This is a genomic window from Prevotella sp. S7-1-8 (assembly GCF_000758925.1).
Classification (GTDB): Bacteria; Bacteroidota; Bacteroidia; order Bacteroidales; family Bacteroidaceae; genus Prevotella.
Map to the genome: position 1 here is coordinate 36902 of NZ_JRNC01000003.1, position 21576 is coordinate 58477.

The 21576-nt window shown below is 53.9% G+C and carries 15 protein-coding genes; 11 read left to right on the top strand and 4 right to left on the bottom strand.

All coding sequences use genetic code 11. The features are described 5' to 3' along the window. Positions 1-7: 7 nt before the first annotated feature. Positions 8-604, bottom strand: coding sequence for a UpxY family transcription antiterminator (locus tag HMPREF1640_RS00510; RefSeq protein ID WP_081935221.1), 597 nt, complete (start codon positions 602-604; stop codon positions 8-10). A gap of 391 nt (positions 605-995) precedes the next feature. Between HMPREF1640_RS00510 and HMPREF1640_RS00515 the strand changes: the two genes are divergently transcribed. Beyond that, positions 996-1841, top strand: a complete 846-nt coding sequence (locus HMPREF1640_RS00515) for a hypothetical protein (protein ID WP_036891459.1) — start codon at positions 996-998, stop codon at positions 1839-1841. Positions 1842-1933: 92 nt separating this feature from the next. Here the strand turns inward: HMPREF1640_RS00515 and HMPREF1640_RS12670 are convergent, their stop codons facing one another. Together HMPREF1640_RS12670 and gdhA are read right to left on the bottom strand one after the other, a co-directional pair. After that, a complete protein-coding gene (locus HMPREF1640_RS12670; protein WP_081935222.1) occupies positions 1934-2632 on the bottom strand; it encodes a septal ring lytic transglycosylase RlpA family protein in 699 nt (232 codons plus the stop codon). 11 nt (positions 2633-2643) lie between these two features. Further along, entirely contained in the window at positions 2644-3981 is a 1338-nt protein-coding gene (gene gdhA, locus HMPREF1640_RS00525; RefSeq protein WP_036891461.1) for an NADP-specific glutamate dehydrogenase, read from the bottom strand. A gap of 555 nt (positions 3982-4536) precedes the next feature. Between gdhA and HMPREF1640_RS00535 the strand changes: the two genes are divergently transcribed. The 10 genes from HMPREF1640_RS00535 to HMPREF1640_RS00580 all read left to right on the top strand — a co-directional run bounded on the left by HMPREF1640_RS00535 (position 4537) and on the right by HMPREF1640_RS00580 (position 21266). Beyond that, on the top strand, positions 4537-5694 hold the full coding sequence (locus tag HMPREF1640_RS00535; RefSeq protein ID WP_036891464.1) for a leucine-rich repeat domain-containing protein: 1158 nt from the start codon (positions 4537-4539) through the stop codon (positions 5692-5694). A 59-nt stretch (positions 5695-5753) separates the two neighbouring features. Then, positions 5754-7511, top strand: coding sequence for a hypothetical protein (locus tag HMPREF1640_RS00540; RefSeq protein ID WP_052051635.1), 1758 nt, complete (start codon positions 5754-5756; stop codon positions 7509-7511). A 40-nt stretch (positions 7512-7551) separates the two neighbouring features. Next, positions 7552-10308, top strand: coding sequence for a carboxypeptidase-like regulatory domain-containing protein (locus tag HMPREF1640_RS00545; protein ID WP_231565807.1), 2757 nt, complete (start codon positions 7552-7554; stop codon positions 10306-10308). Continuing rightward, positions 10305-10691 (top strand): hypothetical protein, encoded by a 387-nt coding sequence (locus HMPREF1640_RS00550; protein ID WP_036891466.1) that lies wholly within the window; start codon positions 10305-10307, stop codon positions 10689-10691. Before HMPREF1640_RS00545 ends, HMPREF1640_RS00550 begins: the two co-directional genes overlap by 4 nt. 3 nt (positions 10692-10694) lie before the next feature. Continuing rightward, positions 10695-12206 carry a DUF6850 family outer membrane beta-barrel protein gene (locus HMPREF1640_RS00555; protein WP_156098643.1) on the top strand — a complete coding sequence of 504 codons (1512 nt, stop codon included), beginning with the start codon at positions 10695-10697 and terminating at the stop codon, positions 12204-12206. Between the two features lie 41 nt (positions 12207-12247). After that, positions 12248-13681, top strand: coding sequence for a DUF4876 domain-containing protein (locus HMPREF1640_RS00560; RefSeq protein WP_197051462.1), 1434 nt, complete (start codon positions 12248-12250; stop codon positions 13679-13681). 64 nt (positions 13682-13745) lie between these two features. Next, a complete protein-coding gene (locus HMPREF1640_RS00565; RefSeq protein WP_036891467.1) occupies positions 13746-15113 on the top strand; it encodes a DUF4876 domain-containing protein in 1368 nt (455 codons plus the stop codon). A gap of 48 nt (positions 15114-15161) precedes the next feature. Next, a complete protein-coding gene (locus HMPREF1640_RS00570; protein WP_036891468.1) occupies positions 15162-17972 on the top strand; it encodes a pitrilysin family protein in 2811 nt (936 codons plus the stop codon). Positions 17973-17999: 27 nt separating this feature from the next. Further along, a complete protein-coding gene (locus HMPREF1640_RS00575; protein ID WP_156098645.1) occupies positions 18000-19136 on the top strand; it encodes a hypothetical protein in 1137 nt (378 codons plus the stop codon). Between the two features lie 153 nt (positions 19137-19289). After that, complete coding sequence (locus HMPREF1640_RS00580; RefSeq protein WP_081935223.1) at positions 19290-21266, top strand: C10 family peptidase; 1977 nt, start codon at positions 19290-19292, stop codon at positions 21264-21266. Positions 21267-21335: 69 nt separating this feature from the next. Here HMPREF1640_RS00580 and HMPREF1640_RS13590 read toward each other — a convergent pair. After that, positions 21336-21576 (bottom strand): hypothetical protein (locus HMPREF1640_RS13590; RefSeq protein ID WP_231565808.1); only part of this gene is annotated, 241 nt, incomplete at its 5' end.

Here is a 21576-nt window from a genome sequence, read left to right on the forward strand (position 1 = left end):
GCGTGTTTTATATGGCCTTGCAGCACCAGCGCGTCACCTTGAGCATTACGCCCAAGCCGGGAACCTCTTTTAGCAGGAAATAACGCTTGTTGGAACGCACCAGCCTGCCACGCAAGCCTTTTAGCGGTCCGTAGGCCACTACCACCTCGGCGCCGGCCTTGAGCCGCGCTTGCTCCTCGCTGAGGTATTTTTTCTCAAGTATGTCGGGGTTGCACATGGCTTGGAACTCTGACATTTGACGGTCCGGAATTTCGTAGAAACGATTGGATCCCACCTCTTTTTTGATGACGCTTATGGGATAGCGTATGTCTTGGATGAGATGGCGCAAGGCCGATTCTTCGTCTTTTTTCTTGATAAAGAGCAGGTTGCGCACCACGGGCCGTAGATGTTGCTTGACATGTCGACGCGAGTCTTCCACGCCAACCAGCTCCATGGGTATGAAAATCTCGTAACCGTGCGCTTGGAGAGTGTCGGCTATTTCTTCCTGGCGCGAGCAAAAGATGCGTAGCGCGTACCACGGCGAGTTGTCGGGGGCGCTGTTGGCTTCTGTGGCGCCTGTCATGGTCTTGCCGTTCACGGTATGTGGTGGCTGTGCTTGTGTCATTTTTGATCAAAATTTAACAAGGTGTCATCATGAAATGTGTAGTCTATTGTCATTTTTTACATTTTGCGTCGCAACCGTCAACAAGTCTTTTTTTTTGTCGCGTGGCCGTCTTTTGTCAGTCCATACGGACCACCGCGAGCCTTGCCCAAGACGACGGCCAAATCGAGAAATGGGCACGCGGCCGTTCGCGACAGGTCGTAAAAGCTGAGTTGCAAAAATAGTTTTTTTTTCTTTGGCTGCCAAACAAAAGTAGGCTAAGTGTTGGAATTTTTCCTTTTTATTGCTGTGCAGAGCGGCGATTTAGGGATAACCCTATGTTAAAGTAGGGAAAACATCCACGGCGTTTGGCATTTTAAAGTTATCTTTGTAAACGGTTAAAAAGAAGAGATTTATGAAAAAGACCTTTGTTTTGTTGGTGGCGGCCGGCGTCTTGTTTTCCGGTTGCGACAGCTATGCTGGCGCGGGCGCCTATGGTGGGTGCCAAATAGGTTCTATCCTTGGGTCGGCCATAGGTGGCATTGTCGGTGGCGGTAGAGGTTCTGACATCGGCGCCATCGTTGGCATGGCCGGTGGCGCCGTCGTGGGTGGCGCCATTGGCAGCGTGGCCGATCAGAAGCGCGAGCGCGAAATGGAGGCTTGTGAGCGTGGCCGCGCGGCTCGCCCGGCCGCCCGGCCGCAACGTGACGAAATGTACCAGGCCGGCGTCGCCGCCGCGCCGGGCCACGGCGACGACGGCTATGGCAGTGGTTTCGACGAGACAAACAGTGGCGATGACAGGTTGTACGATTTTAATTCGACAGACCGAGCGGACAATTACAATGGGCGGCAGCCGTGTGCGAGAAATCCCCAAGGGTGGAGCGTTGACGGCATCGCCGAGGGCGTGAGCTATAAGCCCGCGCTTGAAATTCGCGACGCTCGTTTCGTGGATGGCAACGAGAATGGTGTCATGGAGCGTGGCGAGACGTGCAAGCTGATATTTGAGGTGATAAACAGAGGCGACAGCGTTTTATATGATTTGACGCCCACCGTGGTTGAGGCTTCGGGCAATCGTGACATTTACATTTCGCCAAGCGCGCGCGTGGAGAGCGTCATGCCCGGAAAAGGCATTAGGTACACCGCCTTCGTTCAAGCCGGCCCGCGGTTAAGAACTGGGAAGGTAAAGTTGCGCGCCAGTGTGGTCCAAGGGTCGAAAGCCATCTCCAGAGTCTGTGAGTTCAACATACCAACCAAGAGGTAGCCGCTTTATCCTTTCATGTTGGTATGGGTGCGTGGGCGTGTGGGCGGATTGGCGTTAATTTTGTGGGGCCGAGCCAAAACTTGCCCGGCAAGCTAATTGTCGTTGTTTTGTTTTTCGTTGGCCATTCTTGTCAGTTTTTTCATGGCGGGTTTGTGCGGCTGACTGTTTCTCGCGGCCTCTCGAGCCATCATCTTTTTGTCGTTCTTGCCAATGGCGCCGTGGCTTTTCTTGTTGGTCTTGTTTATACCGCTCTTTGAGGGGTCGTTTTTGTCCACCCTGTTGTGCGGGGCGCTTGCACGGCGTGTTTGTGTGGCATGCTTGCGGTCTGGCGTCGCGTCTACATAATCTACGGAGCCGCCAATTAGCTCGGCCATTTTTAAATCTATCAATGGCAGCACTTGCTCGCTTTGGTCCATTCGGTAGGGCGGCCTAATCTTGTCTAACCGTTCCACCCTTACCATGGCCACACCTTGCGCGAGCATGCCTAACGCTCGCGCGGCGCCCCAGCTCAGGTCGATGATGCGCCCGCGTCTTAACGGTCCGCGATCGATGACGCGCACCACCACCTCCTTGTTGTTGGAGAGATTTGTCACCTTGAGCATCGTGCCAAAAGGATAGGTGCGATGGGCGCACGTCAAACTGTCGTGATGCAGCCTTTCGCCGCTGGCCGTCCTTGCCCCGGTGGCTTTCTTGGAATAATAAGAGGCTTTACCCCTGTGCGTTTGTGCCGCTACGGGAGTAAAGCCTGTAAAAATGATAATTATAAATAATAAGGTTACTCTATAATTCACGCGCTAAGGTTTTACACAATGCCTTGCGCCATCATGGCTTTGGCCACCTTCATGAATCCGGCTACGTTGGCGCCCTTGACATAGTTGATGTAATCGCCATCTTGCTTGCCGTACTTCACGCATTGCTCGTGGATGGAGTGCATGATGGCGTGTAGTTTCTTGTCAACTTCCTCCGCGGTCCATTGCAGGCGGATAGAGTTTTGTGTCATCTCCAATCCTGACGTGGCTACGCCACCCGCGTTGACGGCCTTGCCCGGGGCAAAGAGCTGCTTGGCTTGAGCGAACTTGTCGACAGCCTCGTTGGTGCATCCCATGTTGCTAACCTCGGCGACGCACAATGGCTTGGTAGCCAATATCTTTTCGGCGTCGTCGCCGTTAAGCTCATTTTGTGTGGCGCATGTGAGATAGATCTCCGCTTTTTGTTCCCAAGGCTTGCGACCGGCAACAAACTCGGAGCCCTTGAACTTCTTGGCGTATGGCGCGCAGATGTCCTCGCCGCTTGAGCGAAGCTCCAACATGTAGTCGATTTTCTCGTTGTCGAGGCCTGCCGGGTCGTAGATGTATCCGTCAGGACCACTGATGGTGATGACCTTGGCGCCGAGCTGCGTGGCCTTTAGGGCGGCGCCCCAAGCCACGTTGCCAAATCCGGAGATGGCAACGGTCTTGCCCTTGATGTCGATACCCTTGGTTTGCATCATCTCGTTCACGAAATAGAGCGCGCCATAGCCCGTGGCTTCCGGGCGAAGGATGGAACCACCCCACTCAAAGCCCTTGCCTGTAAGCATGCCTTGGAACTGGTGTGTGAGTTTGCGGTATTCACCGAAAAGGAAGCCTATCTCACGCGTTCCAACGCCGATGTCGCCTGCGGGGACGTCCTCATCGGGACCAATGTGATGGAAAAGCTCTTGCATGAAAGCCTGGCAGAAACGCATTACCTCTGCGTCGGAACGGCCGCGGATAGAGAAGTCGGAGCCACCCTTGCCGCCACCCATGGGCAACGTGGTGAGCGCGTTCTTGAATGTCTGCTCGAAGCCAAGGAATTTCATGATGCTAAGGTTCACCGAGTCGTGGAAGCGAAGTCCGCCTTTGTATGGGCCGATGGCTCCGTTGAATTGTACGCGGTAACCCGTGTTTACGTGCACCTCGCCATTGTCGTCTGTCCATGGCACGCGGAACATATACACTCGTTCCGGCTCAACGAGACGCTCAATGAGATGAGCTTTTTCAAACTCGGGATGCTGGTTGTATACATCTTTAATAGATTCCAGCACCTCTTTTACTGCCTGAAGAAATTCAGGTTCGCCAGCGTGTTTCCACATCAGGCCTTTTAATACTTGTTCAACTTCCATAGTACAAAGTAGTTATTACAATTTAATACTTTAAAGGTTAGTAAGGTTGGAACTGCCTCCCAATCAGTGTTGTTTCATAATGTCATTAAGACGACGCAAATATAATTGTTTCTGAGATAGACTCCAAATAAAACACAGAGAATTTTGCGGATTTAACTTACATTTTGTTTGTGTGCGTTACCATTCTTAAAATGTTTGTTTGGTGATGTTGCCATGTTGCCAAAGGTAAAAAAGGGACGCTTGACGCGCCTTATTTATAGAGGTGGCTCGTGGTTGGCGGTCCTCGTTGTCGCGTTTTGAACCTTGGGAGGCGAGCGAGGGGAAACGCACGTCGCGAGACAGTCGCTTGCCGCCCCCATGCGCCCTGATAAATCCGGGTGGCCACGCTTGACCCAAGGGGATGCTATGAAGGGGGGGCGAATGTATGTTAAAGATGAGGTGGCGAAGCCGTGGAACGTACCTATAATTGATGATGATGATTTACCGATATTTGGGTATTTTGCGCGATTTGTCTTTTTACTATCTTTGCAAAATCTAATTTAAATTAATTTTCGCATGAAAAAACTCTACTTCTTTTTAATGTTATCCTTGTTTATTGGCGGTGTGGCGAGAGCCCAGTCGGGCAAGGGCGTCATCAAGTTTAAGACCGGCAAGTTCGATCCCGAGAGTGGTAAGATAAAAGGTTTCAGGTGCGACATCCTCGTGAGGATGGACAACCCCACGGACCCTGACCTAAACACCAAGGCCCCCATCATAGGCAAGGACATCACCATAGAGGGTGGGGAGTTGGAGAACGCCTTGCCCAAAGGTGTGGCCGACCAGAAATTCAACCTTTGGGTTACCGCCCCCGAGGTGACGTTGCGCGGCGACTTCGTGGACGTGAGCTTGGCCAATTGCGACATGCAAGAGATAGACATAAGCGGTTGCCCCGACCTGTACAGCATACGCGTGAACGAAAACCCCATACACAAACTCGTCATAGGGACCAATCCCAAGCTACAGCAGGTGTGGGCCAGCTATTGCAAAAACCTAAAGGAACTTGACATATCCAAAAATCCCCTTCTCAACTCCGTGTCGGTCCAGGGGTGTGACGTGGAGCGGCTTGACCTGAGTACATGCCCGCTTATCACCAACCTGAACGCCGGCGAGAACCCGCGCCTGCACACCATAGACGTGACCTGCCTGCCGTTATTGCAAGAGCTGTGGGTGAACAAGAACAACATGACATCGCTCGACGTGTCGAAGAACCCCGAACTCGAATGGCTGGAATGCAGCGGTAACAAATTGCGAGGTCTCACCGTGGAGCACAACCCCAAGCTGAAATTTTTATCTGTGTGGGACAATGGTATCAAGGGGAAAGAGATGGACAACCTTATCAACTCGCTGGTACAGGAAGACGGCGAGATGGAGCGCGAATTCTGTGTCTATAACGAGCGATCCGGCAACAAGAACCTCTGCACCGAGGACCAAGTGGACGCCGTGGTTGAAAAAGGCTGGACAGCCAAGCAAGCCGTTTGGCAAAAGTTTGGCGACCAAGAGTTTTTTCAATGGGATATATTCTCGGGAACAAAAGTCCCGGACGGAATGTCTCGCGCCATGGTCTCGCGTGGTGGCGACGGCTCTTGGTACGACCTGCAGGGCAGGCGCGTGCGCAAGCCTTTAGCGAAAGGCGTTTATATTTATAATGGTAAAAAAATAGTAATCAGCAAATAGAATGACCTCATGTCGGGCAGGCAAGGAAAAACTTGCCTACGCCCGGCTTTAATAGCACCATGACAACAGACATTTTTCCCCTTGCGTGGCAGCGAGCGGCGTGGCCGCTCGTGGCGGTTTGCGCGATGTCGCTCGCCTCGTGTGGCGACGAGTACGCCAACGACCGCTCTGTCTCGTCGGCCTACGTGCTGGACGTGAGCAGTCCCTCGCCCGCGTCGTTCGACAAGACAGAGAGTGGCAACTACACTGTCAAGAGCTACCGTCAGAGCGCGGACAAGAAACAAGAGTTTCCGGTGGCGTGGGCCGTGACGGGCTACGACGCCAACGACGACAACGTGTTTAGCATGGACGAGAAGCCCGATTGGCTCATCTCGCTGAGCAAGACGCGCGGCGAGGGTGGGCTGGAGGTGGAAAAAGGCAACGCCAAACTTGCGCCCACCCGTCTCGTGGACCATCTCGCCCCACGCAACGAGGCGCTGCGGCAGGCTGCGGAGCGAGGCTCCGCCGCGGAGCGCTATGACCTGTCGACGCATAAACCTGATGGCAGCCCCGCGCCGCGAAACACGGCTAATTGCTACCTCGTCAGTGCACCGGGCCATTACAAGCTGCCTCTTGTGTACGGTAATTCCATAGCCGATGACAAGACCAACGAGCGAGCTTATATCACCAAGAACAAGGGCAAGGGCATACTGTCTCACTTTGTGGACCACGAGGGCAGGCCCATAGAGACACCATACATCAACGCGCAAAACGCTGCCCAACCGGCGGTGGCCGTCAAGGTGATATGGGCTGACGAGCCGGCATTGGTGACGAATGCCTCCATACAAGGGAGGGGCGTCGACAGCTACTTGTGCTTCGACGTGGCGCGCGAGCGCATCAAGAACGGCAATGTGGTGGTGGCGGCGGTAGACAGCAAGGGCGTGTGCCTATGGTCGTGGCACTTGTGGTTCGCGCCCACCGACGCACTCGACGTGGTGACATGCCTAAACAAAGACAACGTGCCCTACAAGTTCTCGAAAGAGACGTTGGGATGGAAATACACCGAGTGGAAAGATCCTGTGGACGACCACGCGCGAACGGTGAGGGTGAGGATAGAGCAAGTGACCGACAGTCCGGACCGCCAAACCGATGTCGTCACCATCACGCAGAAAAGTGGAAGCAAGCGCGATGGCTACTCCACGTTTTATCAGTTTGGCCGCAAGGACGCTTTCCCCGGCATTGACAAAGGCCTGGCCGTGAGGGGGAAATACCGCAAGAACGCCGGCGATGTCATTTCCATCCCGAAAAGTATACAGAACCCCGCCTACTTTTACATAGACGGCGAGAGTTGGGGCAAGGATTTCGGATGGCTCAACCTGTGGTCGATGGACAACACTGGCACTGGCATCAATGACAATCCGGTGGTCAAGACCGTTTACGACCCATGCCCACCAGGCTTCCGCCTGCCGTCGGCCGGTGCTTTCACGGGATTTAATTTTACCGGACTGTTTACCGGGCGCGAGGAAATCAACGCCTCTGGTTCATGGAAAAGGGGGTGGCAATTCAATGGCAGGGTAAACGGCCATGCCGCCACTGTGTATTTCCCAGCATCGGGCTGCCGGAAGCATAACGACGGCTGGCGAAAGGACATAGGCCGCAGAGGATACGACAGGGAAACCAAAGATGTGTACAACGAGCAGTGGGTGGGCTATTACTGGACGGCCATGCCGTCAAGCCCAACTATTGGACGGGCCATGTACCACACGCCGAACGCCGTGGCGCCTATATTCGCCCATTACAGGGCCTCGGGTTTCTCCATACACCCCGTGGCCGAATAAGCCCCAAGCATTTTTAACCATCCAGATCACCAAGACAAGCATGACTACAAGAAGACCATTAGCCAGCGTGATGAGAAATGTCGCGCTAACTTGCGCTCTTTTCATGGCCCCCACCGCCCTCTTTGCCCAAATAGACGGCAGGGTGGTGGCCAAGGGAACTAACGCGCCCATTATGGGGGCGAGCGTTAGCGTGACAGGCAAAAAGAAGGCTGGCACCGTGACGGACAAGAATGGACGTTTCAGCCTGAGTGCGCCACCCGGAACCACCATCAAAATATCGCACATAAGTTACAGGGCCATCAAGGCGCAAGCCAAGGCCTCGGGCACCTATTACCTCGCGCCCAGGGTGAACACGCTGAACGATGTGGTGGTGACGGCGCAAGAGGATCACGGGCTGTCGAGTGCCTCCACCATCAGAAGGCACGCCATGGACCACTTGCAGCCATCAAGCTTCGGCGACTTGCTCGAGCTGCTGCCGGGAGGGAGGGCCAAAGACCCCCAACTGAACGTGCCCAACATCATCAAGCTGAGGGAGGTGCCTGTCAGGGACAAGAGATACAACACCACATCGCAAGGAGTGCGGTTTATCATAGACGGCGCGCCCATCAGCACCAACGGCAACATGCAATACCTGGACGGAGCCGACGACCGCACGTCCACGAAGCGCAACTTTGCCAACGCTGGCGTGGACATGCGCACATTGGGAACGGACGACATTCAGGAGGTGACCATCGTGCGAGGCATACCTTCTGTCAAATATGGAGATCTCACCAGTGGTCTCGTCAAGGTGAAACGGCGCAAGGGAGGCAACGACATATCAGCGAGGTTCAAGGCTGACATGAACTCCAAGCTCTTCTACATAGCCAAGGGCGTAGAGTGGAAGCCGGCCAAGTTCTCAATTAATTTCAGCGCGGACTACCTCAACAACAAGTTTGAGCCGCGCAACCCGTTGGAGAACTACCAACGGCTCACGTTCTCCGTAAGATTTAACAAGGCATGGAGCACCAACTCGCACGACATCAGCTCCGCGCTTAACCTCGACTATGGCGGATCGTTTGACAATGAGAAAGTGGATCCGGAGTTTAACCACGGCGGCGAGGACAAATACGTGTCGGAATACAACCGGTACGCGGCAAGCTGGACATTCAATCTCAACAGTAAGAAGGAGCGTTCCTATTTCAGGGACTTGGAACTGACGGCTTCTTACTCTTACCAAAAAGACTGGCTGGCGCGCACGCGAAGGGTCAACGTGACCAGTGGCACGCCTTCTGCCATGACCATGACGGAGGGAGAGAGCGACGCCGTGTTCATCACCCCATACCGTTATACCGCCACGCACACCGTGGACGGCAGGCCCACGAACCTCTTTCTCAAGGCCAACGCCACATTCGCCGTGCCAAAAACAAAACATCCCAACAGTCTCATCGTGGGCGTGGATTACGACATGGACCGAAACTTGGGTGCCGGCCAAGTGTATGACCGGTTGCACCCTGTGTATACGGGCGCCTCGTTCAGGCCGCGCAAGTACTCGGACATTCCCGCCACGCAGATGCTGTCCGTATACGCCGAGGAGCAGGCCACTTTTGCCATAGGCGGCAACCGTCTCGAGATAGAAGCGGGAGTGCGCGGCGAGACCATGCTGGGACTTGGCAAGAGATTTGACATCAGAAACAAAGTATACGTGGACCCACGCGTGAACATGGGCTGGACGTTCCCACAGATAGACTTGGGGCAAGACCCACTTGTCTTCACGCTGACGGGCGGAGTGGGCAGGCACACCATGTTCCCGACCATAGACCAGCTCTACCCGGAGCCGGTGTACATGGACTTGGTGGAGATGAACTATTTCCATACCAACGCGAGTTACAGGCGCATGTACCTTATGACATACGTCATAGACCCCACCAATAACCACTTGGCCCCCGCGCGAAACCTTAAATGGGAGATAAGGGGCGACATGGATTGGGGCGGAAACCGACTCACGCTGACATACTTCAGAGAGGACATGAAGTCTGGCTTCAGGTTTATGGACGTGTTCTCGCCATTCGTTTACAGGGAGTTTGACACGGATGTCATAGACCATGAGACGGTAAAGGCGCGTCCCGACGTAAACAATCTGCCGTACAAGACCGTGGCCGACCTGCGCTATTACAGCGACACCTCCAACGGAAGTCGCACGTTCAAGCAGGGAATAGAGTACACCTTGTCCACCATACGCTTCCCCATCGTGAACACGCGACTAACCATCACGGGGGCGTGGTTCAGGACAGAATATCACAACTCTCTCCCCATTCAGTACAAGCCATCGTTGCGTCTGAACGGCTCCGCGCTCAACTTGGTGGGCATATACAAGGATGACGACGGCTACATACGAGAGATGACAAACACCAATTTCACTTTCGACACCGACATACCACGACTGAAATTGGGCTTCAGCCTTTCCGCGCAGTGCGTGTGGGTAACTGGCGAACAATCCATGAAAAAAGAAAACGTTCCCCTGCAATACATGGACGAGTCGGGGAAAGTGAGGCCTTTCGTCGAGGCCGACAAGCACGATGAGTACAAACAGTTTTTGGTGAGGCACCAATACAGCATGGCGGCGTTTGAATGGCAGACCATACCTTTTGAGATGAACCTCAACCTCAAGGCCACCAAGAAATTGTTCGGCGACAAGATGCGCATCGCCCTGTTCGTGAACAAACTGTGGGACGCGCACCCGGATTACGTGCGTAAGGGCATGACGCTGCGCCGATATGTCACCCCTTATTTTGGACTGGAAACTAACATAAAATTATGAAAAAAATTTTTCTTGCCATCGCAATCGCGGTCATGGCCATGACAACGCAAAGTTGCTTGCACGGCTACGAGGACTACGAAACCACAGCCGTGGTGGAGGTGGTCATTCCGGACAGCATAGAGTTGGTGCAAATGCAGGGTACGATAACCCTGCGAAACCTTAGCAATGGATACAAATACTCCTCGTCGGCGTTCAACCTGTCGAGCGTGCAAATGGATCTCATGCGAGGCGCTTACTCGCTGGAGGCGGAGGGAACGCTTAGGTTTGTGAACAAAAAAGACAAAGAAAAAAACAAGGAGGTGAAATATTTCCGTTCCTCATCCGACTATGTGGAAATAACGGACCATCCCACCACGATCAAGGCCAAACTTATCTTCATGTAATTTATGGACATACGCAAGCACATACTATTGGCGGCATTTATCGGCATATCCTGTGAGACTTGGTGCTCTCCCAAAGACACCACCGCCGTAGCCGAGCACAACGACAGGTGGATAAACCTGCTCGCGGCATACAGGGACAACCCCTCTTTCATGGACGGAGCTTTCCGGACATCGTACTCCGAACTGGGGCTTAAGGTCGACTTTGGCCATGAGAGCAAAGCACTCATCCAACAAATGGGCGATCGGCACCTGTTGGGAAAGGCCTACGTGGACTCTTACCTCAAGTTGGGCAAGAAAGGAACGGTGTGGGGCGGGGCTTCCTACCAAATGGGAGAAAAGCGAAACTTACGTTTTTGCTCCACCTCTGACTATGAGTTGCTTTACCCCTACGTGATGGCCGACACCGTGGGCGGAAACATGCGAAACGAGCAATATGCCTTTTTCGGCGGGTACTCGCTGACGACGGGCAGGTGGGCGATAGGCGCGAACCTCAAGTTCAGGGCCGAGCACGAATACCGCATGATAGACCCGCGACCGCGCGGCATAGCGACAGACTTGCGCATGGCCGTGGGAGCCAACGTGTCTTTGTGGAGATACAGGGTGGGCTTGGGCGCCGGCGCGAATATATACAAGCAAACGAACGACGTGGAATTTTACAATGAGCTGGGCGTGAAGCCCGAGTACCACATGACGGGGCTGGGCACCGACTACCTGCGCTTTGCGGGAGCCAACCGCACGTGCTATTACAAAGGGTTGGGATTCGCGACAGACTTGCGCCTGCGCCCAAGGAGCGGCTCGGGAGTCTTTTTGTCGGCCGAATACCAACACACGCCCTACAAGAAGATACTCACGGACCTCAACGCGCTGCCCATATCCACGTTGTACGTTGACCAATCGCGTCTGCTTTTGGGCTGGAAGCAAGAAGGAAGAATAGGATGGAGCGTGTTTGGCGCGATGGACGCGCGCCGGCGCCAGGGCGACGAGCATATAGCCGGAAGTGCTTCGGGGTCCGAGTACAAGTCGCTCATCACGCTGACCATGTACAGACATTATCTATATGATTATTATGTGGGAGCCGCCATGCACATAGGGGGCAAGCACAGGTGGACCCTTGAGGCCAAGGCCGGACAACAAGAACAAAGCTCGCGCTATATCATGCTGGAGCGCCTGATGGAGGTGAGAAAGGCCTACGTCCAAGCGAATTTGCAATATGTCGCGAGAATAGCGGGATGCGTGTTTTGCGAATGGGACTCGGCCATCACGAGAATGGTCAACAAATCAAGCAGGCGCGTTATGCCATACGCCACGATGGACAAGCTCACCACGGCGTTGACAGACGACACTTTTGCCGTGATGGCGGGTAGCTACACAAGCGTGTCCTCACGAATAAAAATAATGTACCAGCCCAAAATGTGGAAAGGAGCGGGGCCATTTGTCGAGGTGGGGGGTAGCCACGCCAAACTGTCAGACCGAGTGCATGCCGAGTTAAAGGCCACTGTAGGTGTGGCTTTCTAAGAAATATTGTTTTACCAATTAATAACCAAAGAAAAATGTATATGAGTCGATTAAAAACATCTATGGCTGTCGTGGCCTTCATGGGCTTGCTCTCAGCGTGCAGCGACAACGCGGACGAATTTTTGAACACAGATTCGAGGATGGCCAAAAATTTATCAGCCAACGTGTCAAGGGAGATAGTAAGCCATACTTTCACCTTTGACGTGCCGGCGGAGACCAAGAATGCGGACTTCGTGGACTGTAAGGCCATCTTGACCAACGTGGAAACGCAAAAGAAGGATACCATCAGCGTCTTCACAAAAAAAGGCAATCAATATACGGGCGAGCTGTCCATACAGGAGGGCACGTACAACATCGAGATGCAAGGCAAGGTGAAATATATCATCGATGTGAACAACTACAAGAAGAAATTGCCAAAAGCCATGATTAAAAAAAATATCAGGGAGGTGGAGGCTATGGTGAAGACAGACATGCCACCCATCAACATACAAAAGGGAGGTGACAAGAACACCAATGTGAGGCTGAAAGTGCGCAACCGTCACGAGGGCCTGCTCATCTCGGAGATTTTCTACGCTCACACCACAGACCCCGAAGGACACATATACGTTGACGACACATACATGAAAATAGCCAACAACAGCGACACGGTCATTTACGCCGACGGACTGGCGTTCGTGGAGACGTTTTTCACCAGCGACGACAAGCACGACTACCAGCCAGACATCATGAGCCAGGCCATGACCATCAATACCATATACGTGATACCCGGAAGCGGCAAGGAACATCCCATACAGCCCGGCAAGGAAATCACCATCGCGCTCACGGCAGAGGACCATACCAAGCATAACCCCAACTCCATAGACTTGAGCAAAGCCGACTTCGAGATTTACGACCAAAGCGAAGGCGACAAAGACATGCCCAACGTGCCCAACATGTTGAACTGGTATCCCGGTTTCACGGGTACTTTTGCTTTTCACGATAGGGGAGTGAAATCTTATGCCATTGTCAGCCCGATGGCAATGTATAAACAAAATATGGAAAATTTCCGCTACCAGTTCCAGTACCGTTTCAGCTTTAACGGATTTGGGATGGACATGAATGAGAATGAGTTTTTCATGCCAAACGCTTGGGTCGTGGATTGCGTGAATCTCTCCGTTGTCGGAGGAAACCATCAGTGGTTGTGCGCCTCGGAAACACTTGACAAAGGATATGCCCACTGTGGGGTGACCGACTTCGATGACGGACGATACAACCACTCCGTGGTGCGCAAGCGCGAGGGCCACAATTACGTGGAGGAAGACGCCAATATCAAAGGAGCTCCCGTGGAGTCGGAATGGTGGATAGACCAAAACTTGTCCCTTGGCGGCAAGTGGATAGACACCAACAACTCGTCAGAAGACTTCGTGAGCAACTCATGCCCCACATTCATGCAGATGAAATTGAAGAAGACGGGCATCAGGAGAATACACATGTAAACATCTTATATAAAGTCAGAGAGGAGGAGGGCAGCCGTCCTCTTCCTCTCATCAACCAATCCACATGAAAAAAAATATTCATCTCGCATTAATGGTTGTCGTCGTTCTTCTTTGCTCGTGCGTCAATGACGAAATGCCGGAGCAAGAGGCAAGAATGGTCAAACACACCATCTCGCTCACGATGCCATACGACGTGCAAGACCCCAAGCCGTCGAACGTCAGGGCCGAGCTGACAAACATACAAACCAAAAAGACCTACGAGGCCACTCACTTCAAGATGTCAGGGGGGATGCTCACTGACGAAATATCGTTGCCTGAGGGGCTCTACAGCGTAAAGGTGGACGGCAACCTGACGTACAAGATGGAAATCGTGGACCCGACCAAAAAGACCAACAAAAAGAATGCCGTTAAAACTCGCACGCTCAAGGCCACGCTCAAGGCCACGCGCGAGAACGTGAGAATAAAAGCCAGTGACAGTGTCGAGGACACGCGCTTGGCCCTCAACGTGTACAGCGCAAACGAGGGATTTCTCATCACGGAGATATATTTTACGGGTAGCACCACGCCAGACGGATACATGTACACCGACGACCAATACATCAAGTTCGGCAACAATAGCGACACGGTGATGTACGCCGACGGTTTGGCATTTATAGAGACCTTCTTCACCAGCGACGACTTGCACGACTACCAGCCCAACATTATGGACAAGGCCATGACCATTGTGACCATCTATGTCATACCCGGCTCCGGCAAGGATGTCCCCGTGAAGCCCGGGGAGGAGATCACCATCGCCATTACCGCCGAGGACCACACGCTCATAAACCCCAACTCCATAGACTTGAGCAAAGCTGACTTTGAGATTTACGACAGCTGCACGCACCCCGAAGGCGACCACGACGTGCCTGGCGTGCCCAACCTTGACAACTGGTACGGGGGCTTCGAGGGATGTTTCGTGTTCCACACGCGAGGTGTCAAGTCGTATGGCATAGCTCGCCCCATGGTGGACAAAAAAACGTACATGACCCAATTCCGCTATCATTTCGGCTACATATTCAGGCAGGGAGACTTTGTTGTCCCGATGAACGAATATGAGTATTACATGCCCAACGAGTGGGTGCTCGACGCGGTCAACCTGTCTGTGCCGGCGGCGCACGAGTGGCTGCTCACGTCACCGCGCTTGGACAAGGGCTACACTTATTGTGGACACGTGGACTTCGACGAGACGCGCTACACCCACGCGGTGATACGCAAACGGGTGGGACACAAGTACGTGGAAGAGTCGGCCATCATCAACAACGTACCCGGCACTTGGATGGTGGACCAAAATTTCGGCGAGAAAGGCAAATGGATAGACACCAACAACTCCACCGAGGATTTCGTGCCAAACGCCCAACCTTCCTATTTCGCCAAGAAACTCAGAAACCTTTAACCTGTCAAGCGGCGCGACCGCAAGACCAGAACCTTTTTTAAAACAAAAATGACAAAAACACTGTTCATACAAGCCCTTGTCGCACTGTCTGCCGTGTGCTTTCAGGCCCAAGCCACACCCGTCAAGATAGACAAGACCATCCGTTATGGAAAGCTTGCCAACGGCATGAGCTATTATATCCGCCACAACGCCCAAACCAAGGGTATCGCCGATTTTTACTTCGCCCAGCGCGTTGGCTCCATTCTTGAGGAGCCGCGCCAGCGAGGCTTGGCCCACTTCTTGGAGCACATGGCGTTTAACGGCACCGTGCACTTCCCTGGCACCGACAGCCGCCCGGGCATCGTCAAATGGTGCGAGAGCGTGGGCATCAAGTTTGGCACCAACCTCAACGCGTACACCAGCGTGGACCGAACGGTGTACAACATCTCGGCCGCCCCCGTCAAACGCGAGGGCATCATCGACTCGTGTCTGCTCATCATGCACGATTGGAGCCACAGCCTGCTGCTCGAGGACAAGGAGATAGACAAGGAAAGGGGAGTGGTGCAAGAGGAATGGCGCTCGAGACGGGCGGGGATGGCCATGCAACGATTGGCCGAGGAGGCCATGCCCATCATATACCAAGGCAGCAAGTACGCGGACAGCATGCCCATTGGCGATATGGGCATCGTGATGAATTTTCCCTACCAAGACCTCAGGGACTACTACCACAAATGGTACAGGCCAGACCTGCAAGCCGTCATCGTGGTGGGAGATATCGACGTGGACCGCATGGAGAAAAAAATACGTGAGCTTTTTGGAGGCATACCAATGCCCCGAAACGCGGCCCCGCGGCCAATCTTCCCAGTCCCTGACAACGAGAGGATGATCGTGCACACGGCCGTGGACAAAGAACAGCCCACCGTCAACTTCTCGCTTTACATGAAGCGAGACGTCACGCCAATGGACAAGCGCGCGAGCGTGGAGAATTACAAGGACGGATACCTCACCAGCCTTGTGCGCATGATGCTCAACGACCGTCTTGACGAGCTTACGCAAGACAGCGGCACGCCTCTTATCTCCGCGTCAGTGGGCGACGGCCATTTCTTCTTGGCCAACACAAAAGACGCGTTCGAAATATCAGGCGTTTTCAAGGAGGGACGCGTCGAGGAGGGCATCCAAGCCGTGGTGGGAGCCGTGCAACAAGCCAGGCAAACAGGATTTACCGCGGCCGAGCTGGAACGTGGCAAGGCCGTGTTGATGAACTACGCCAAGGTGGATTACGAGGACCGAAACGACAGGCGCAACGCCGACTTTGTGGAGCAATGCGTGGAGAACTTCCTTGAGGGTGAGCCTATTATAGCTCCCGAGGACGAGCTGGAGCTTGTGCAGGCACTTGACAAGACCGTCACCATCGCCGACGCGAACCGCATGGCACAAGAGATAATCACCAACAAAAACGAGGTGGCCACGCTGTACGCCCCAGACAAGGCGGGGGTGACTCTGCCATCCCACGACCGCATACGCCAACTTGTGGCCCAAGCCCAAAAGTCAAGCTATGCGCCATACGCCGAGAAAGCCATCGCCGAGAAGCTCGTGGCCCATCTGCCCACACCGGGGAGCATCGTGCGCGAGAAACCATACAAATATGGGTATACAGAGATTACGCTCTCAAACGGCATGCGCGTATACGCCAAAAAGACCGATTTCGAGACGGACGAGATTTTGATGAACGTTTTCAGCAAGGGAGGCAAGGACATGTACGCGAACCAAGACATGCCAAACCTTACATATCTCATATCGGGCGCGACAGCGGGAGGAATAGGCGATTTCACGGCTACGGGCCTGGAGAAGAGACTCGCTGGAAACACCGCCGACCTCATGCCCTTCATCAACGATGAGACAGAGGGCATGAAAGGCAGCGCGACCAAGAAAGACTTGGAGACGCTTTTTCAGTTGGCCTACCTTTATTTCACCGCCCCGAGACGAGACACGGCGGCTTTCAACAATCTCATGGACCAACAAAAGGAGTTTCTCGCCAACGCTTGTGTTAACCCTCTCATAGCGTACAACGACACGCTGCACGCCACGGCCTATGGCACCGACAGGCTTGAGTCGATGAGCCAAGACAAATTGAGACGCGTAAGCTACGACCGTGTCATGCAGATTTACAAGGAGAGATTCGGAAACGCCGCCGATTTCAGTCTCATCCTCACGGGCAATATAGACATGGACAGTCTCAGGCCTTTGCTGTGCCAATACATGGCGTCCTTGCCAGCCACGGGAGAGCGCGAGGATGTCGGGCGGCTCGGGGCGAGGTTGCGCGATGGCAAGATCACAAAGAAATTCATTAAAAGTCAAAAGACGCCGTCTACCATAACAACAATCGTCATCAAGGGAACCATGCCCTACTCGGACCGCAACGACTTGCTCATGGACGCCATCGGCCAGCTGTTGCGCATGGCCTATACCGACAAGGTGCGAGAAGACAAGGGCGGAGCTTACAACGTGGAGGTGAACGGCAGCCTGGAACGCCATCCAAGAAACGAGGCCCTGCTGCGCATCGCGTTCAGGACAGATCCAAAAAAATACGACAAGATCATTCCCATCATCTACCAACAACTCCATCTGCTTGCCAAACAAGGACCGTCACAAGCCGACTTGGACAAAGTGAAGGCTTATGAGCTGAAGGTGTACCATCAAGTGCTTCGGATGAACAATTATTGGGAATACGTGGTATACAACGACCTTTACAATGGTGTTGACCTTGACACAAATTTCTCCAACATTGTCAAAGAGACAACTCGCGACGACATCAAGAGCGTGTTGGCCAACCTTTTGGCGCAGGGTAACCAAATAGAGGTAACAATGACTTCAAACTGATAACAACACTTTAAACTTAAAATTATTATGAGACAATTTCTTTACACAGTTCTGATCTCTTGCGCGTTGTTTTGCGCGCAAGAGTCTATGGCAAACGCCAACTCTCCCCAAAATGTCACCCGGGCAACCGCCAAACCCAAAAAAGAAGACATGGGGATCATGAAATTTAAAAAGGTAGATCCCAAGACAAGACGGCCTATCTACATGACATTCACGCCTGCGCCCAAACGCGAGCGCAACTTGTTTCTTGAGGGAGACCCAATCATCAAATGGGAACTTCCCGGATATGGCAACCAAGAAAACATGGAAATATGGGGAGAGGGCACCTTCATCATCAGGGGCAACGTGGAAACACTTGATTTCAGGCAATGCTATTGCATCACCGACATAGATCTCACGGGCAACAAATACCTCAAGGAGGTCACTATCGGTATCGTGGGGTGTGACGAGCTGAGGATACCCGAGACGGTGGAAAAGCTCAAGGTCGTTAAAACACACATGAAACAAATCGTGATACCGGAGAACAGCCAATTGCAAAAAGTGGAGCTTTACCAAAATCAAGATTTTGAGGCCGTGAACATGGGCAAGTGCGACAACCTTACCTCTTTTGACGTGTCATACTGCCCCAAGCTCACCAAGCTCGTGTTCTCCGACTGCAAAAAACTCAATTTTGTCGACATGTCTGGCTGCAAGGGTCTTGGCCCCGACATGAGGATAACGGACATGCCCGATTTGGAACAGGTCTACATGGAGAACTGCAACTTCAAGACCGTGGACATGTCCAACTGCCCCCAACTTAAGGTGGTCAGCGTCATCGGCAACCCTCTTGATGGCGACGCCTTGGACAAGCTCGTGGCCACGCTGCCCACAATCCCCGGGGAACTCGATGGCAAGCACGCTTTGTTGCTAAAAAAAGAGGGCGACAACATGAAGTGCACAAGTGAACAAATGAAAGCCATGAAAGACAAGGGCTGGATGCCCATAAAAATCGTAGGAGAGGATTTCTTGCCCATGACCGACTCTGATTGCACCGGCGTTCGTGGTCTCAACATGGACAATCCCAAGGAAGACTTGTGGTTCAACATGCAAGGACAGCGCATACAGAAACCCACGGCCAAGGGGCTTTACATCCACAACGGCAAGAAAATATTGATTTCACAATAAACAAGGTATCGTGCTCGCGGTGTCTCCCGACGCGCTCGCGTGAGGCGCGCGGCACGATAAAAAGCAGACAATGTCACGGCGGCGAGGAGAAAAGCGCGCCGCGCGCGAATGGAGCGCGCCCGATAACCACCGCCCACATATTATCCATCACGCATGAGAAGTACACTGTTTACCATGACGTTCCTGCTCATGGGCCTCTGTCTTCGCGCCCAACAAGTGTCTCCCGGCGAGGCGCGGCGCGAGGCGGAGGCTTTCGCCATGGCGCGCCATACGCGGACGCGGGCCCAAGCCCATGAGAGCGTGTCGCTCGCTTTCAAGTCTGACGATGACGGTCGTCCCACCTCCTACTATGTCTTTAACGTTGACGGTGGGCGGGGCTTTGTCATCATATCCGGCGACAAACGAACGCCCAAAATTCTTGGGTACGCGGACAGCGGCCAAATAGACCGGCGCGACATGCCCGCCCCGATGGCCCTGTTGCTCAAGTCGTACCAACAAGATATACAAGCCATGCGTCGCGCGCCGTCCGCGCGTCGCGCCGTCCGCGCGTTGGCGTCTACGTCCGCGCGCCACGCCGTGGAGCCCATCGTCAAGTCTAAATGGAACCAATTGTGGCCTTATTATCTGCAATGCCCAATGGCGGACGGCAAGCCCACCCCCACGGGATGCGTGGCGACGGCCATGGCGCAAGTGATGTTCGCCCAGCGATGTCCGTCCACGCGGACCACGAGGCCCATACCGTCGGACCGTTACGAAGCCCACGCCACGGGCAAGGATTTCATGCCACGCCACGCTTTTGAATGGGACAAGATGCTCGACGACTACAAAAAAGGCAGCTCCGACGAGCAAAACCAAGCCGTGGCCTATCTCATGCGGCAATGTGGCGCGGCGGTCATGATGGACTATTCGCCGTATGGGTCCACCGCCCCCGACAATCTCATAGTGCCTGCCCTCGTCAATTATTTTGGCTATGACGCTGACGCCACGCTCGTCATCAGAGACTTTTATACCACCGAGGAGTGGACGGACATGATTTACGACGAGGTGGCCGCCGGTCGGCCGGTCATATACGTGGCATCCTCGCCCACAGACGGCACGCACGCTTTTGTGTGCGACGGCTACCGCCAAGGAGATTATTTTCATGTCAATTGGGGATGGGGCGGCTCGCGCGACGGTTACTTTCGCCTGTCCGTGCTCAACGCCTACGCCCCCGACGGTATAGGCAACACCGAGGGATACACCATCTTTCACTCGGCGGCCATAGGCCTGCGACCCGAGGATCATGTCGTGACACGCCCATTGGTGCAGGTCACCGGGCTGGCGTTCGAGTCGCGATTGGTCAAGCGCGACGATCCTGCCCAAGACTTCAAGCCCCTGCGTTGCTCGTTCTCTTACAAAAACATCATGGCGGTACCCATCCGCGTGGAGGTTGGATTGGGCCTGTTCGTGGGTGGCAAGCTGGAGCGCGCGCTCATCGAGCGGGCGCAAACGCTCGAGCCCGGCGAGGAGGCCAAAATGGAGGGCGTGACCTTGGGATCTATCGGCGTTCGCCACGACGGAGCCGCCATAGCTCCGATATGCCGCACCCAAGGCGACGACAAATGGATGAAATGTACCAACACCGACGCGTTCTCGTATGTTTTGAGCGTTGGCGAGCGCAAGATGTTTGTCAGGCGCGGCGACATACCGCAGCCCAAGCCGCGGCTCAGGGTGGACAATGTGACCCTCATCGGCGACATGACCGCTGGTGAGTACCAATTTATCCGCGCCACCATAACAAACGTGGGTGGCAGTTTCAGCGGACAACTCTTTCTGTACGTGGATGGGGAAAAGGCTGGGTACATGGGAGCCTATATCGCCGCCGCCGCCACGGACAGCGTCGCTTTCACTTTCATGTCCCAGCGGCAAGGCCGGCACGTCTTCTCCATCGAGAACGCGGAGGGCGCGAAACTCTATGAGGGCCACATGGACATAGTGCCCACCGGCGTGGTTCCCATTCCGTCCACAGAAAGCCACTCGTCTGGCGCTTTTCGCCATCCTGACAGATGGTTCGACTTGCTCGGGCGGCAAACGCCGCGGCCAAGGACGCGAGGCGTTTATATCTTGGGGAGAAAAAAAATAGCCTTTTAGCGCAACTTGGCTAATCCCACCGGCCCGTTTTCCATCCTCGCATGTCAAAAAACGGCTCAGAGCTGATATTTAATGGGGGAGCAAATGGCTCAGTAGGTATTTACTTTGGGTGGAATACCGTAGGTCCCTACGATTGTGGTAACCATGTATAACCGCAAACAGGATTAAAAACAGGAAGGCATGATGTAGGCATACAAGTTCACGCGCACAAATTTCTACCGCGCTCAGACGCTTCTTGAGTCCAGTGCAGCCATCTTCATTCATTCTTTGCTCCCCATTCTTCTCTCCTTGCTCCCCATTCTTCATCTTG

What these genes read in the sequence shown, in the direction of transcription:
- HMPREF1640_RS00510 (WP_081935221.1), bottom strand. Translation starts at nt 604, where the DNA reads ATGACACAAGCACAGCCACCACATACCGTGAACGGCAAGACCATGACA.
- HMPREF1640_RS00515 (WP_036891459.1), top strand. Translation starts at nt 996, where the DNA reads ATGAAAAAGACCTTTGTTTTGTTGGTGGCGGCCGGCGTCTTGTTTTCC.
- gdhA (WP_036891461.1), bottom strand. Translation starts at nt 3,981, where the DNA reads ATGGAAGTTGAACAAGTATTAAAAGGCCTGATGTGGAAACACGCTGGC.
- HMPREF1640_RS00535 (WP_036891464.1), top strand. Translation starts at nt 4,537, where the DNA reads ATGAAAAAACTCTACTTCTTTTTAATGTTATCCTTGTTTATTGGCGGT.
- HMPREF1640_RS00540 (WP_052051635.1), top strand. Translation starts at nt 5,754, where the DNA reads ATGACAACAGACATTTTTCCCCTTGCGTGGCAGCGAGCGGCGTGGCCG.
- HMPREF1640_RS00545 (WP_231565807.1), top strand. Translation starts at nt 7,552, where the DNA reads ATGACTACAAGAAGACCATTAGCCAGCGTGATGAGAAATGTCGCGCTA.
- HMPREF1640_RS00550 (WP_036891466.1), top strand. Translation starts at nt 10,305, where the DNA reads ATGAAAAAAATTTTTCTTGCCATCGCAATCGCGGTCATGGCCATGACA.
- HMPREF1640_RS00555 (WP_156098643.1), top strand. Translation starts at nt 10,695, where the DNA reads ATGGACATACGCAAGCACATACTATTGGCGGCATTTATCGGCATATCC.
- HMPREF1640_RS00560 (WP_197051462.1), top strand. Translation starts at nt 12,248, where the DNA reads ATGAGTCGATTAAAAACATCTATGGCTGTCGTGGCCTTCATGGGCTTG.
- HMPREF1640_RS00565 (WP_036891467.1), top strand. Translation starts at nt 13,746, where the DNA reads ATGAAAAAAAATATTCATCTCGCATTAATGGTTGTCGTCGTTCTTCTT.
- HMPREF1640_RS00570 (WP_036891468.1), top strand. Translation starts at nt 15,162, where the DNA reads ATGACAAAAACACTGTTCATACAAGCCCTTGTCGCACTGTCTGCCGTG.
- HMPREF1640_RS00575 (WP_156098645.1), top strand. Translation starts at nt 18,000, where the DNA reads ATGAGACAATTTCTTTACACAGTTCTGATCTCTTGCGCGTTGTTTTGC.
- HMPREF1640_RS00580 (WP_081935223.1), top strand. Translation starts at nt 19,290, where the DNA reads ATGAGAAGTACACTGTTTACCATGACGTTCCTGCTCATGGGCCTCTGT.